This is a genomic window from Collimonas sp. OK412 (genome assembly GCF_900112135.1).
Lineage (GTDB): Bacteria > Pseudomonadota > Gammaproteobacteria > Burkholderiales > Burkholderiaceae_D > Collimonas > Collimonas rhizosphaerae.
Genome location: NZ_FOLC01000001.1, coordinates 86,039 through 100,686, shown reverse-complemented (window position 1 = coordinate 100,686; position 14,648 = coordinate 86,039). Strand labels below are relative to the sequence as shown.

14 protein-coding genes are annotated in these 14,648 nt (G+C 62.2%); 8 read left to right on the top strand and 6 right to left on the bottom strand.

Annotation, left to right across the window (positions count from 1 at the left end):
* Positions 1-11 precede the first annotated feature (11 nt).
* The 4 genes from BM062_RS00430 to BM062_RS00415 form a co-directional block, all read right to left on the bottom strand.
* Positions 12-1,193 (bottom strand): cytochrome c oxidase subunit II, encoded by a 1,182-nt coding sequence (locus BM062_RS00430; RefSeq protein ID WP_092391982.1) that lies wholly within the window; start codon positions 1,191-1,193, stop codon positions 12-14.
* A 162-nt stretch (positions 1,194-1,355) separates the two neighbouring features.
* Positions 1,356-1,856, bottom strand: coding sequence for a hypothetical protein (locus BM062_RS00425; protein ID WP_092391980.1), 501 nt, complete (start codon positions 1,854-1,856; stop codon positions 1,356-1,358).
* Positions 1,857-2,062: 206 nt separating this feature from the next.
* Positions 2,063-2,893: a 3',5'-nucleoside bisphosphate phosphatase gene (locus BM062_RS00420; RefSeq protein ID WP_092392685.1), complete on the bottom strand. Its 831-nt coding sequence runs from the start codon at positions 2,891-2,893 to the stop codon at positions 2,063-2,065.
* 116 nt (positions 2,894-3,009) lie between these two features.
* A complete protein-coding gene (locus tag BM062_RS00415) occupies positions 3,010-3,609 on the bottom strand; it encodes a TetR/AcrR family transcriptional regulator (RefSeq protein WP_092392683.1) in 600 nt (199 codons plus the stop codon).
* A gap of 184 nt (positions 3,610-3,793) precedes the next feature.
* Here BM062_RS00415 and BM062_RS00410 point away from each other — a divergent pair, with 184 nt between their 5' ends.
* Genes BM062_RS00410 through BM062_RS00390 form a run of 5 tightly spaced genes read left to right on the top strand, consistent with a single transcriptional unit; the run spans position 3,794 to position 8,695 of the window.
* Positions 3,794-5,248, top strand: coding sequence for an efflux transporter outer membrane subunit (locus BM062_RS00410; protein ID WP_175500833.1), 1,455 nt, complete (start codon positions 3,794-3,796; stop codon positions 5,246-5,248).
* Positions 5,249-5,272: 24 nt separating this feature from the next.
* A complete protein-coding gene (locus tag BM062_RS00405; protein ID WP_092391978.1) occupies positions 5,273-6,463 on the top strand; it encodes an HlyD family efflux transporter periplasmic adaptor subunit in 1,191 nt (396 codons plus the stop codon).
* Positions 6,464-6,481: 18 nt separating this feature from the next.
* Positions 6,482-8,020 (top strand): DHA2 family efflux MFS transporter permease subunit, encoded by a 1,539-nt coding sequence (locus tag BM062_RS00400; RefSeq protein WP_092391976.1) that lies wholly within the window; start codon positions 6,482-6,484, stop codon positions 8,018-8,020.
* Positions 8,021-8,038: 18 nt separating this feature from the next.
* Positions 8,039-8,485: a MarR family winged helix-turn-helix transcriptional regulator gene (locus tag BM062_RS00395; RefSeq protein ID WP_092391974.1), complete on the top strand. Its 447-nt coding sequence runs from the start codon at positions 8,039-8,041 to the stop codon at positions 8,483-8,485.
* Between the two features lie 27 nt (positions 8,486-8,512).
* Positions 8,513-8,695, top strand: a complete 183-nt coding sequence (locus BM062_RS00390) for a hypothetical protein (protein WP_092391972.1) — start codon at positions 8,513-8,515, stop codon at positions 8,693-8,695.
* A 20-nt stretch (positions 8,696-8,715) separates the two neighbouring features.
* On the opposite strand, the gene BM062_RS00385 is transcribed toward BM062_RS00390, so the two are convergent.
* On the bottom strand, positions 8,716-9,603 hold the full coding sequence (locus BM062_RS00385) for an alpha/beta fold hydrolase (protein WP_092391970.1): 888 nt from the start codon (positions 9,601-9,603) through the stop codon (positions 8,716-8,718).
* A gap of 5 nt (positions 9,604-9,608) precedes the next feature.
* Positions 9,609-10,634: a patatin-like phospholipase family protein gene (locus tag BM062_RS00380; RefSeq protein WP_092391968.1), complete on the bottom strand. Its 1,026-nt coding sequence runs from the start codon at positions 10,632-10,634 to the stop codon at positions 9,609-9,611.
* A 430-nt stretch (positions 10,635-11,064) separates the two neighbouring features.
* On the opposite strand from BM062_RS00380, the gene adh reads away from it, so the two are divergent.
* The 3 genes from adh (at position 11,065) to eat (ending at position 14,648) form a co-directional block, all read left to right on the top strand.
* Positions 11,065-12,585 (top strand): aldehyde dehydrogenase, encoded by a 1,521-nt coding sequence (adh, locus tag BM062_RS00375; RefSeq protein WP_092391966.1) that lies wholly within the window; start codon positions 11,065-11,067, stop codon positions 12,583-12,585.
* 76 nt (positions 12,586-12,661) lie between these two features.
* The gene (locus BM062_RS00370) at positions 12,662-13,060 is read left to right on the top strand and encodes a DUF779 domain-containing protein (protein ID WP_092391964.1); all 399 of its coding nucleotides are present in this window, start codon (positions 12,662-12,664) and stop codon (positions 13,058-13,060) included.
* A 196-nt stretch (positions 13,061-13,256) separates the two neighbouring features.
* Entirely contained in the window at positions 13,257-14,648 is a 1,392-nt protein-coding gene (gene eat, locus BM062_RS00365) for an ethanolamine permease (RefSeq protein WP_092391962.1), read from the top strand.

Below are 14,648 nucleotides of genomic sequence, written 5' to 3'. Positions count from 1 at the left end.
GCGTTCCTCGGTTAGCGGGATGGTGCGGATTGCTGCTGCGCCTGCTGGGTCGCCGCCGGCGTGCCGTAGGATTTGATGTAGGCCACCAGCGCCTCCAGTTCGGCGTCGCTCATCTCTATCTTCGGCATCATCGGCGCAAAACCCTTGACCACGCGCGCCTGCGGATTGCGGATGAAATCCTTGAGGTAGGTTTCATCCACTGTCGCGGTGGAGCCGTTTTCCATGGTTTCGGTCTTGCCGAACAGTCCTTTCCAGGTCGGGCCGACGCGCGGACTGCCGTCCACCGTATGGCAGGCGACGCAAGCCTTGGATTCCGCCAGCGCCTTGCCCTGCGCCACCAGGGCTTCGCCAGTTGCGGCTCCGGCTGCCGGCGCTGCAGCCGCGGCTGCCACCGGCGCCGGCGGCGCCATGGTCTGGGCAAACGTCGGCTGCGCCTTCAGCCATTTCTGAAAACCGGCGGCGTCCTCCACCACCACATAACCGCGCATGCCCGAATGGCCGACGCCGCACAGCTGCGCGCACAAGACTTCATAGCGGCCGAGCTTGTTCGGCGTGAACCAGAACGAGGTCACCATGCCTGGCACCATGTTCATGCGGGCGCGGAACGGCGGCACGTAAAAATCGTGCAGCACATCCTGCGAACGCAGCAGCATCCTGACCGGCTGGTTGATCTGCAGGTGCAGTTCGTTGTTGTTGACCAGGATATTGTCCTGGCCGGCAGGATCGCGCGGATCGATGCCGAACGGATTGGCGGCGCTGACCAGGTCGATGCTGGAACGCCCCAGCTTGCCGCCGGCTCCCGGATAACGAAAGCGCCATTGCCACTGCTGGCCGATCACTTCTACATCCAGCGCATTCGCCGGCACCGTGACATAAGCGGCGTAGACAAACAAGCCAGGCGCCAGCAAACCCATGATGGCGATGCTGGTGGCGACGATCAGCCAGTGTTCGAGTTTCTTGTTGTCGGGCTGATAGGCAGCGCGCCGCCCCTCGCGATGGCGAAAGCGCAGCAGCGTGTAGACGATGAACAGATTGATGGCAACGAAGAAAACGGCAGTGACAACCAGCGTGATGGTGAGCGTATCGTCCATCTGGCGCCAGTTAGACGCCAGCGGCGTTGCCCACCACGGGCTGAGAAAATGAAACAGCAGCGAGGCGACAACCATCAAGACGAGCGCAACAGCCATGGCCATAGCTATCCTCTCCTGCACGCCTGGTGCAGTGATTTAGACGCAATGAAGACTACCCTTGATCGCTGCAGGCAGCAGCGAAGCGAAACCCGTCCGCGGCGGAGCGGGACCGCAGTCCCGCTCCGCCGACAACCCCTGGCCGATGCAGGCCGTTACTGCAGGCCGTTATTGCCCCAGCGGCCGTTCCAGCTTCCAATAGATGATCGCTGCCGACATACCGAAGATCAGGTGGGCCACCAGGGTCGCCCAGCCGCGCATGTCGTTGAACCACGAGAAGAAGCGGACCATGCCGTAAAAATTGAACAGGTAGACAGCCAGGCCGAACACAGCGCCGGTCAGCAGTATCATGCCGATGCTGGAGTCAAAGTGGAAAGGCGCGACGATGGCGGCCAGGATCAGTCCGAGAACGATGCCCAGCACATAGTGAGTGGCAAGCGCCACCGCAACCACGCCGACGCTGAATGTGCTCGATTGCATCGTATCCGGTCCGAGGACGATGGCGGCAACCATGCGCGAAGTGACCCAGGGACTGGTATCCATGAACAGGCTTGACCAGACCAGTTCCAGCACCATCACGACCGCACCGGCGGCAAAACCGGAAACGGCTGCCGCCGGCCAGTCCGGCAAGCGACGCTCCAGGTGATGCGAATGCATGTGAAGTTCCATGATGACCTCCTGAAAACGATAAGCAACAGCCACATCGTTGCTACAGATATGACAAGACCCTGCGGAAGAACACTGCAGCAGACTCTAATTCAGAGTAGTACAGAATCATGGACATGCAAAGGCAGTAACTATGCTGCGACGCAGCAGCAAAGCTAGCCTTTTCAAGGCTTGGCGGAAGGATTATTGCGCAGGAAACGTCGCGCGGGCTACCAGTTGTGCCACACCGGCGTCAAGCCGTCAGGCAGCGGCGGCAAAGCGCCGAGATCGATGCGCGATTCGCTCGGGCTGTGGAAATCGGAACCGCGCGACGCCAGGAAACCGTAGTCGGTTGCAACCTTGGCGTAGTAGCCGTACTGGTCCGGCGTGTGGCTGCCGGTAACGACTTCGATCGCGCTGCCGCCCAGCTGTTTGAACTCGTTGAAAAAAGCGTCGAACGCCAGGTCGCTCAGCTTGTAGCGCCCCGGATGCGCCACTACCGCTACCCCCCCGGCGCCGTGGATCCAGCGCACCGATTGTTCCAGCGAGGCCCAGCGGTGCGGGACATAGCCAGGGTTGCCTTCCGTCAGGAAATTGCGGAATACTTCGCTGGTGTCGGCGCAGCGGCCGATCTCCACCAGGTAGCGAGCAAAATGGGTACGCGATATCAGGTCGGGATTGCCGACATGTTTCAAGGCGCCTTCGAAAGCGCCGGGAATTCCCGCCGCCGCCAGCTGTTCCGACATTTCGCGCGCACGCCGTTCGCGGCCGCCGCGCGTGGCAGCCAGTCCTTGCATCAGTTCAAGATTGGTCTCATCGATTTGCAGGCCGACGATATGGATGGTCTGCCCGGCCCAGGTGATCGAGATCTCGACACCTGCGACATATGGCAAGCCAAGCGCCGCCGCCGCCGCCCGCGCCGCGGCGACGCCACCTATTTCATCGTGGTCGGTGAGGGCCCAGATATCGACGCCATTGGCCTTGGCGCGCGCAGCCACGGCCGCCGGCGTCAAGGTGCCGTCGGAAACATTGGAATGGCAATGGAGATCAACGTTCAACATCATTAGTCCATACAGGGAAAGCAACCGTCATGCCGCGATTGTACGCTCCTTGACCGCCTCATGCTGCGAACGCACATTTCGCTCCCCCTGAAATACCGGCAGGCAAGCGGCTTTTCTCATGGGGCAAGGATGCGCATGAAGGCATCGGTGGCGCGCTCCACCGAATCGCGTATCTTGGGCGCCGTCACGCTGGTGGCGACGCCCAGCATCCTGGTTTCCATCCACTCCGCTTCCAGCAGTCCGCGCAGCTGCAAAGCCGCGATCCAGGCATCGGTTTCGCGTATCTGTTTCCTGGCCATCGCCGTTTTCAGGAATTCGGCCACCATGGTCCAGCCCCTTTTCGGCCCGCGCTCGTACATCACCTGCCCCATCTTGGAACGCTCGGCGTGGTAAAGGATGAGACGGCGCGCGGCAATGATCTCCGGCCGCAATATGGCCTGCAGGTACATCGCGCCGAAACGCTGCAGGGTGGCGCGCAAATCGTCGGATTCGACCAGGCTGGCGAAAGTCAGGTTGAACTGGTCCCCGGCCTGCTGCAGCAAGACTTCGATGAAGATTTCTTCTTTCGACGAAAAATAGTTGTACAGCGTCGCCTTCGATCCGCCCAGGCGCACCGATATTTCCGACATCGAAGTCCCCTCGAATCCCGATTCATTGAACATCTGCGCCGCGATATCCAGGATCGCCTGTCGTCGTTCTTCACTTTTCTTGCGCATCGCTGGTTCCTTGTCCTTGCCTGCCTGTGGCGCCGGCGGCAAATTGCCGCGCCATTGTTGTAAAAAACCTACCCTCGTTAGGGCCAACAGTTTTACTTGACGACGCCGAAAAGTCAATACTATACTATACCGTACAGTTCAGTTATAAATTCTGACCATACCGATCTACAACAGGATATTTCCTATGCCACACCCTTATTTCCCACCCTCCGCCGCCCTCAGCCTGCGCGGCATCGCCAGCATGTGCGTTCTGGCGCTGAGCATCAGCGGCTGCGCCTCGTTTTCCGAAATCGGCCCGCGCGCCGAGCCCAAGGACATCAGCAGTTATCAAAGCGGACACCTGCTGGCGGGCAACGCCGTCAAATGGCCGGATGACAACTGGTGGACGATTTACGGCGACCGGCAACTGGATGCCCTGATCGCCGAAGGCTTGAAAGGCGCGCCGTCGCTGGCGGCAGCCCAGGCGCGCTTGATGAAAGCGCAAGGCGTGGCCCAGCAGCAAGGCGCAGCCCTGCTGCCGCAAGTCAGCGCGAATGCCTCGGCCGACTACATGAAGCAGAGCTACAACAACGGCGTGCCGCCAGAGTTCGTGCCGCAGAACTACAACGTCGAGGGCAAGGCCACGCTCAACCTCAGTTATGAAATCGATTTCTGGGGCAAGAACCGCGCCGCCTTGGCCGCCGCCACTTCCGACCTGGAAGCCGCCAGGGCCGACGCCGCCCAGGCCCGCATCGCGCTGGCGACTTCGATCGCCGCCGCCTACGCCGAATTCGAGCGCCTGCTGAGCCAGCACGATACGGCGCAGGAAGCGCTGCAGGTACGGATACAGACGCTGGACCTGTTTGAACAGCGCCGCCTCAACGGCCTGGAAACGCTGGGCAGCGTCAAGCAGGTGCTGGCGCGCAAGGCAAGCGCCGAAGCCGACCTGCTGAGCCTGGACGAATCGATAGCCCTGCAACGCAACAAGCTGGCCGCCCTGGTCGGCGCCGGACCGGACCGCGGCCTGTCATTGCAGCGGCCGGTGCTCGACCTGTCCAAGCCGTTTGTCTTGCCGTCGCAATTGCCCGTTAACCTGCTGGGCCGGCGGCCGGACGTGGTTGCCGCGCGCCTGCGCGCCGAGGCCGCCGCCAAGCAGATCAAGGTCGCCAAGGCGCAGTTCTATCCGAACGTCAACCTGACGGCCTACCTCGGCTTCCAGTCGCTGGGACTGGGCATGCTGACCAAGGCCGGTTCCGATATCAGCAGCATCGGCCCGGCCATCTCGCTGCCGATCTTCGAAGGCGGCCGCCTGCGTGGCCAGTACCGCCAGGCCAGCGGCAGCTATGACGAAGCTGTCGCCAACTACGATGGCGCCGTGACGCAGGCATTGCAGGATGTCGCCGATGCCGCCGTCAGCGAAAAAGCCCTGTCGGGGCGCCTGGGCAAGGTGCAGGAAGCGGTCGATGCCGCCGCCGCCGCGGCCCAGATCGCCCAGAACCGTTATGCAGGCGGACTGGCGACCTACCTCGACGTGCTCAACGCGCAAGACACTCTGCTCACCAGCCAGCGCGACCTGTCGACGCTGCGCTCACGCATGTTCGCGCTGGATGTGCAACTGGTGCGGGCGCTGGGCGGTGGCTACCGCCAGGCTGCAATCTGATCAAACTAACCAGGTAAGAACAACATGTCACATTCCGATTCCCAGGCAGTCCAAGAACTCGCATCCACCGAAACCGCGCTCAAGGCGGAACAGGCGGCCACCGCAAAAAAACGCAAGAAGCTGTTCGCCATCCTGGGCGGCGCCATCCTGCTCGGCGGCCTTTCCTACGCCACTTACTGGCATTTCATCGGCTCGCGCTACATCAGCACCGATAACGCCTATACCGCAGCCGAAATTTCCCAGATCACGCCGGCCATCAACGGCATCGTCGCCGACGTCAAGGTAGTCGACACCCAATACGTCAAGCAAGGCGACGTGCTGGTCGTGATCGACAACAGCGACGCCAAGCTGGCGCTGCTGCAGGCAGAAGCGGACCTGGACCGCTCCCAGCGCCGCGTGCAAAGCTACTTCGCCAATGACGCCGGGCTGGCGGCCCAGGTGCTGGCGCGCGATGCGGAACAGAGCCGCGCCGCCGCCCAGGTATTGTCTGCCCAGGCCGACTTGCAACGCACCGAGCTCGACTTGCACCGGCGCGAAGCGCTGGCCAAATCCGGCTCGGTCTCCGGCGAAGAACTGACCAATGCCCGCACCGCGCTGCTGACCGCGCAAGCCAACATGAAAGTCGCCGAAGCCGGCGCCATACAGGCCAAAAGCAACCGCAGCGCCACCATCGGCGCGCAGCAAGCCAGCACCGTGCTGACCGCCAACACCACCGTCGCCACCAATCCCGAAGTTGAACTGGCGCGGGCCAAGCGCGACCAGGCCAAGCTCGACCTGGAACGCACCGTATTGCGCGCCCCGGTCGACGGCGTGGTGGCGCGGCGCCAGGTCCAGGTCGGCCAGCGGGTGCAGGCCGGCACCGCCTTGATGACCGTGGTGCCGACCCGGTCGATGCACGTCGACGCCAACTTCAAGGAAGGCCAGCTGACCCAGGTGCAGCTGGGACAACCGGTCACCATGAGCGCCGACATCTACGGCGGCGCGGTCGAATACCACGGCACCGTGGTCGGCCTGTCGGGCGGCACCGGTTCGGCGTTTGCCGTGATTCCGGCGCAAAACGCCACCGGCAACTGGATCAAGGTGGTGCAGCGGCTGCCGGTGCGGATTTCGATAGATCGCCAGGAACTGGCCGCCAAGCCCTTGAGCGTCGGCCTGTCGATGGAAGTGTCGATTGATACGCGCGGCGGCAAGAGCGCCCCGGCTGCGCGCATGTAAGCAACAGGAAAGCAGACCATGCCATCCATTTCTTCAGAGCTGCCGATCAAGCCTTTGGCGGGAGCGCAGCTGATCGGCGCCGGCCTGCTGCTGGCCGCCGCCAACTTCATCGCGGTGCTCGACACTACCATCGCCAACGTCTCGGTATCGACCATCTCCGGCGCGCTCGGCGCCTCCTCCAGCCAGGGCACCTACGTCATCACCTCCTACGCGGTGGCGGAAGCGATCACCGTGCCGCTGACCGGCTGGCTCGCCAACCGGTTCGGCGCAGTGCGCGTGTTCATCACGTCGATGGTCATGTTCGGCGTATTCTCGGCCTTGTGCGGCCTGGCCAACTCGCTGGGGCTGCTGATCGCATTCCGCGTGTTCCAGGGACTGGCCGGCGGCCCGCTGATCCCGCTGTCGCAGACTTTGCTGCTGCGCGTTTTCCCCAAGGAGAAAGCGCCGACCGCGGTCGGGCTGTGGGCCATGACCACACTGATCGCACCGATCGCCGGCCCGATCCTGGGCGGCGTATTGTGCGACCAGTACAGCTGGCCCTACATCTTCTACATCAACGTGCCGGTGGCGCTGATCTGCGGCTATCTCGGCTGGAAAATGTTCAAGCGCTACGAGTCGCCGCTGGCGAAAGTGCCTATCGACAAGGTCGGCATGGGACTGATGATCGTCTGGGTCGCCGCCTTGCAGCTGATGCTGGACCAGGGCAAGGAAAAAGACTGGTTCGCCTCGCCTGAAATCATCGCCCTGGCGCTGGTCGCCATCGTCGGTTTCATCGCCTTCCTGATCTGGGAACTGACCGAACGCAATCCGGTGGTCGACCTGCGCGTGTTCCGGCACCGCGGCTATTCGGCCAGCGTGATCACCATCTGCCTGGCGTTCGGCGCCTTCTTCGGCGCCACCGTGCTGACGCCGCTGTGGCTGCAGGGCTACATGGGCTACACCGCCACCCACTCGGGCCAGACCACCGCCCTGAGCGGCATCCTGGCGGTCATGACCGCGCCCTTCGTCGCCAAGCTGTCGACCAAGGTCGATCCGCGCAAGCTGGTGTGCCTGGGGGTGCTGTGGCTCGGTTCGGTGACCTTGCTGCGCAGCTTCAACAGCACCGACATGACCACCTTCCAGATCGGCTGGCCGCTGCTGCTGCAAGGCATAGGCATGCCCTTGTTCTTTGTGCCGCTGACCGGGCTGGCGCTGAGCAGCGTCGACTTTTCCGAGACGGCGTCGGCCGCCGGCCTGATGAGTTTTTGCCGCACCATGTCGGGCGCCATCGCCACTTCGCTGGTTAACACCAGCTGGGAAAACAAGGCGATTTATTATCACGCCGAACTGTCGGGCCTGGTCGACCAGGCCGGCAACGCCGGCAATACCCTGGTGCAGTCCGGCCTGAGCGCCGAACAGGCCCGGCTCAGCATCGAGCAAACCGTACAGTCGCAAAGCATCATGCTGTCGACCAACCACATTTTCATGATGGCGGCGCTGTCATTCCTGCTGGCGGCGACCGCGGTATGGTTCGCGCCCAAACCGAAACGCATTGCCGACACCTCGGCAGCGCACTGACGACATTACTGACCAGCCATGGCGACCAGTCATCTCATGCGGCGAGAACAGCCATCCGCCGCCGGCCTGGATACCTTGATGGAGCAGGCGCACGCCGTCATCCTTGATGGGTTGAACCAGGAATTGCAAGTGCTGGATATCACGGCGGCGCAGTACGTCATCATCGTCAACCTGGCCAACGCGCGCCCGGAGTCGATCGCGGCGCTCTGCAAGCTGCTGGCATACGATCCTGGCGCCATGAGCCGCATGGTCAGGCGGCTGGAACGGAAAGGCCTGGTGACACGGCTGCGCTCGCCGGCGAACAGCCGCGCATTCACCCTCGAACTGACCGCGGCCGGCTGGTCTATCTACCCGAAGCTGATCGCCTGCATCACCCGTGTCCTGGAGCAGGTCCTGGTGGATTTCACCCAGGACGAGACCAGGAAACTGAAGGAATTGCTGCATAAGCTGTTGTCGAAAATCTGACGTCGGTCCGCATGCCAGGAGGTGCACATGTTTGAGCAAGAAATGAACGCAGGCGCTATCGTCGAGATAGACGAGCTGAGCGAAATCGAATACCACCTGACCGTGGTCGAATTCGACATCCTCTGGAACCGCCGCACCACACAACAGGAACAGAGCCGCATGGACGACATGATCAGGCTGATCAACGCCTTCGAGGAAAGCCACTGCTAGCCTTGCGGGCTGGAAAGGAGCTAGCCCTGCCCTTCTTGCAGGAACTGTTCAATCAATGCCGCCAGCGCCTGCGGCTGGTCGTGATGCAGCATGTGTCCCGCGTTCGCGATGACCGCGGTCCTGGCATGCGGCAGCTTGGCGATGCGGCTGTCGATCTCGCCGCGCATCACGTCCTTGCCGCCCATCCACTGCCACATATTGGTAAATTCCGCCTCGACGCACAGCACCGGCGCCGTGGTGGCGCGCCAGCAGGCCAGCATTTCTTCGACCCGCGGCAGCACCGGGTTGATGATCTTGTGCGCGGGATCGGCCAGTATCTCCCAGCGTCCCAGGTCGTTCTGGCGCGACCAGTGCTGGGCCAGGAATGCCGCCCGCTGGTCGTCCAGGCGCGGATTGGTTTTTTGCAGCCGCGCAGCGACCGCCGCCAGGTCCGGATAACTCAGCAAGGCAGCCGCTTCAACCAGCTGGTCCAGCCATTTGGCGTAACGCACCGGCGCCAGGTCGGCTGACAGGTGTTCGCCGCCGAAGCCCTCCAGGTTGATCAGCGCCTTGATCCGTTGCGGCCGCGTGCCGGCATACAGGCCCACGGCGTAACCGCCCATGCTATGCCCCAGCAGGCTGACCGGCGCCTCGGCTGAATAATGCTGCAAGATGGCGTCGAGGTCGGCCAGGTAATCGGGAAACCAGTAACTCTCCACCGGCGGCCCTTCGGTCAGGCCGAAGCCGCGCCAGTCCGGCGCGATCACATGCCAGTCGCGCTGCAGGCAATCGACCACGAATTGGAACGAAGCCGAAACATCCATCCAGCCGTGCATCATGAAAATTTTCGGGGCACCGGCGCGGCCCCAATGACGTATGTGATAACGCAAGCCGCGCAAGGAAAGGAATTCTGAACGGGATAGTTTCATCGGTATCAAGCCAGGAATTGGTCGAGGTCGAAATTCGATATCAGCTCGGCGCCGGCAAATTTCTCGGTCAGCCATAGTTCGGCGCGCGTCCGGCCGGCGTCGCGCAAGGCGTGGATGAAAGACGCCTTGGTATTGAGCTTGCTGGCCACGCTCAGCTGGCTCATCAGGGCATCCGAATCGATCACGTGGATGCGCAGTTCCTTGAGCCGCTCATGCATCTTGCCGCGCGCGTCGGGATCGGCTTCGGTTTCGCGCTTGGCCAGCGCCAGGCCGCCCAGTTCGGTAAAGAAGGTTGAGCTGAAACTGATTTCGCTCAGACGCTGGCCAATCTCGTCGGTGCCGGTCGGCGTCAGCGGCCGGCGAAACGGATGCAGCAGCACCGCCAGGATATCGGGCGAGTTGCACAGATGCAGCAGCGGGAAAATCGGCGGGTTGGCAGTCAGGCCGCCGTCCCAGTAGGCTTCGCCGTCAATCTCCACCGCATGGTGCATCGACGGCAGGCAAGCCGACGCCAGCAAGGCGTCCTGCGTCAGGTCGTCATTGCGGAAGATGCGCAGGCGGCCGGTGCTGACCTGGGTGGCCGCGATGAACAGCTTGACCTTGCCTTCCGCCCGCAGGCGTTCAAAGTCGATCTGCTTGCTGAGGATGTCGCGCAAGGGGTTCAGGTCAAACGGATTGAGCTGGTACGGCGAGAACATCCTGGTCACCGAGAACATGTGTTTCAGCAGCGCCGACGATGTCGCCTGCGACGCGATGCCGGCTTCGCTCAAGGCGTCCGGCCGCATGAAACTGTAGAGATCCCGCGTGCTGACGCTATCCCAGAAATCGGCCAGCGCCTGGCGCGCGCCGTCGCGGCCGCCGATCGCCAGGCCGTAGCTCATCGCCACCGCATTCATGGCGCCGGCGCTAGCGCCGCTGATGCCTTCGATCTCGATCCGGGGATCTTCCAGCAGGCGATCCAGGGCGCCCCAGGTGAATGCTCCATGCGAACCGCCGCCCTGCAACGCCAAAGTCATTATCTTGTTCTGCATGAAAAATATTCCTGAAGATTGCTATCGGTTGAAATGGGTTCTTGCCCGCAATTTCATGTCGGTGACAAGGCCTGACCACAGTCTCCTGTGCTGCTAATTTACCAATCTTTGGCTTTGTGTGCCGGGTGTATTTTCCCGGGGGTTCATGATCGGCAACGGCGCTGGCGCCAGCCCTGGCACATTTTGCAGCAACTGTACCCGGCCATTGTTCAGTAACGGAACAGTTGTTGCGTGTTTTTAAAATACCAGACTGCCGTCCAAACCGCCATCGCCAACTTTCCGCTCCTCCGCAAGCCGCGCCAGGCCTGACTCTCGGCGATCCTGGCGGTGCTGCCGCGGCATTGGCGCGGCACTGGCACATTCGTTGCGCAATAACAGATGCAGTTTGTAGCGCTGAATCCCACTCACTCATTCCAAGCCAGAGGACGACATGAATCTCGCAGACATCAGCAAGCTAGCCACGCGCAATCCATTCAAGCAACGTTATGACAATTTCATCGGCGGCAAGTTCGTGGCGCCGGTCAAGGGCGAATATTTCGAGAACGTCAGCCCGGTGATCGGCAAGACCTTTTGTGAAATCGCCCGCTCCGGCGCCGAAGACATCGAACTGGCGCTGGATGCGGCGCACGCCGCCAAAGTCGCCTGGGGCAAGACCTCGCCGGCGGAACGCGCCAACATCCTCAACAAGATCGCCGACCGCATGGAGGCCAACCTGGAACTGCTGGCGATCGCCGAAACCATCGACAACGGCAAACCGATACGCGAAACCACCGCCGCCGACATCCCGCTGGCGATCGACCATTTCCGCTATTTCGCCGCCTGCATCCGAGCCCAGGAAGGCTCGGTCGCCACCATCGACGACCAGACCTACGCCTATCACTTCCACGAACCGCTGGGCGTCGTAGGCCAGATCATCCCATGGAATTTCCCGATCCTGATGGCGGTCTGGAAACTGGCGCCGGCGCTGGCCGCGGGCAATTGCGTCGTGTTGAAACCGGCCGAGCAGACGCCGGCATCGATCATGGTCTGGGTCGAGCTGGTGCAGGACCTGCTGCCGCCCGGCGTGCTCAACATCGTCAACGGCTTCGGCCTGGAAGCCGGCAAGCCGCTGGCCTCCAGCAAGCGCATCGCCAAGATCGCCTTCACCGGCGAAACCACCACCGGCCGCCTGATCATGCAATACGCTTCGCAAAACATCATTCCGGTGACGCTGGAACTGGGCGGCAAATCGCCTAACGTATTTTTTGCCGACGTCATGGACCAGGACGATGCGTTTTTCGACAAGTGCCTGGAAGGTTTCGCCATGTTCGCCTTGAACCAGGGCGAAGTCTGCACCTGTCCATCGCGCGCGCTGATCCAGGAATCGATCTACGACCGCTTCATGGAGCGCGCGCTGAAACGGGTCAAGGCCATCAAGCAAGGCAACCCGCTCGACAGCGCCACCATGATCGGCGCCCAGGCTTCGCAGGAACAGCTGGAAAAAATCCTGTCCTACATCGACATCGGCAAGCAGGAAGGCGCAAAGCTGCTCACCGGCGGCACGCGCAAGCAGCTGGGCGGCGACTTCGACGCCGGCTACTACGTCGAGCCGACAGTCTTTGAAGGCAATAACAAGATGCGCATCTTCCAGGAAGAAATCTTCGGCCCGGTGCTGTCTGTCACCACCTTCAAGGACGAGGAAGAAGCGCTGGCCCTGGCGAACGACACCTTGTACGGCCTGGGCGCAGGCTTGTGGACCCGCGACGGCTCGCGCGCCTTCCGCATGGGACGCGGGATCCAGGCCGGCCGGGTATGGACCAACTGCTACCACCTGTATCCGGCCCATGCGGCATTCGGCGGCTACAAGCAGTCCGGCATAGGCCGCGAAAACCACAAGATGATGCTGGACCACTACCAGCAAACCAAGAACCTGCTGGTCAGCTACAGCCCGAACGCCCTGGGCTTTTTCTAAACGCACCGGCTCCTGCTCCGTCTGCACCGGGGCAGGAGCCGGCATTCCGCTATCCCGTCACCAGCGACCATACATCATGCCCGCCATCCCCGCCCGCGTCAGCGCCACCGGCGCCGCACTGGAATTCCTGCAGCAGCTCAGGCAAAAGCACGGCCCGCTCATGTTCTTTCAATCCGGCGGCTGCTGCGACGGCAGCTCGCCCATGTGCTACGCCATCGGCGATTTCCAGGTCGGCGATGCCGATGTCTATCTGGGCGACCTGGACGGCGCACCGTTTTATATCGGCGCCGACCAGTTTGAATACTGGAAACACACCCAGCTGATCATTGATGTAGTGGCAGGCAACGGCGGCATGTTTTCTGTCGATAACGGCAGCGGCAGGCGCTTCCTGAGCCGTTCGCGCCTGTTCAGCGACGATGAGTATGCGCTGCTGGACGAGGTCCCGCTATTGTTGGGCAAACAAGCCGCTAAATGATTGTGCACCACAAAGGCACACATTTTGCTTTTGTTTTGCCCTTGCCTGCCTTCAAGACCAGGCCGCAATCGCTGCCTGCCGACCCGGCAACAGAGATGCACCGCTTTCGCCTGCAAGCTGTCCAAAGTGGCGCAGCGGAACGCGGAGCGACGCATTTCCTTTCGATTTACGTGCACCTATCCCGTGGAGAAGCCTCATGAATGCAAAAACCGGCTCAGGCGCCAGCGCCGCCCCCGCCTTGAAACAGACCCTGGGCACGATACAGCTTTGGGGGATCGCCGTCGGCCTGGTGATTTCGGGCGAATATTTCGGCTGGAGTTATGGCTGGGCTTCGGCCGGCACGCTGGGCTTTACCGTGACGGCGCTGTTTATCGCCGCCATGTACACCGCGTTCATCTTCAGCTTCACCGAACTGACCACTTCCATCCCGCATGCCGGCGGGCCGTTCGCCTACAGCAAAAAAGCCTTCGGACCGTTGGGCGGCTACTTTGCCGGCGCCGCCACCCTGATCGAATTCGTGTTTGCGCCGCCGGCGATTGCGCTGGCGATCGGCGCCTATCTCAACGTGCAGTTCCCGTCGCTCGATCCCAAGACCGCCGCGGTCGGCGCCTATGTGGTGTTCATGGCGCTCAATATCGTCGGCGTGCAGATTGCCGCCATGTTTGAGCTGTGCGTGACCCTGCTGGCGATTTTCGAACTGCTGGTGTTCATGGGCGTGGTCTCGCCAGGATTTTCGGTGGCGCATTTCGTCAAGGGCGGCTGGTCCGGCCAGGACAGTTTCAGCCTGGCCGCCATTCCCGGCATGTTTGCCGCGATCCCGTTCGCCATCTGGTTTTTCCTGGCGATCGAAGGCGTGGCGATGGCGGCCGAAGAAGCCAAGGATCCGAAGCGTTCGATCCCGATCGCCTACATCACCGGCATCATCACCCTGGTGCTGCTGGCCATCGGCGTCATGGTGTTTGCCGGCGGCGCCGGCGACTGGACCAAGCTGGCCAACATCAACGATCCGCTGCCGCAGGCGATGAAACTGATCGTCGGCGAACACAGCAGCTGGCTGCACATGCTGGTCTGGCTCGGCCTGTTCGGCCTGATCGCCTCCTTCCACGGCATCATCCTCGGTTATTCGCGGCAGATTTTCGCGCTGGCCCGGGATGGCTACCTGCCCGGCTATTTCGCCAAGATCCATCCGCGCTTCAAGACCCCGCACCGGGCGATCCTGGCCGGCGGCGTGATCGGCATCGCCGCCATCTACAGCGACGAACTGATCAAGCTCGGCGGCCAGACCCTGACCGCCAACATCGTCACCATGTCGGTGTTCGGCGCCATCACCATGTACATCATCAGCATGCTGAGCCTGTTCCGCCTGCGCCGCAGCGCGCCCGACATGGCGCGGCCGTTCCGCGCGCCGCTGTATCCATGGTTCCCGGCGTTTGCGCTGGTCGGCGCCTGCGTCTGCATGGCCACCATGATTTATTACAATGCGCTGATCTTCGGCATCTTCGCTGCCTTCCTGGCTTTTGGCTATGCGGTGTTCCTGATGACGAAAAACAGCCGCAGCGCCGAGCAAAGCGCCTATGATATTGCGTAA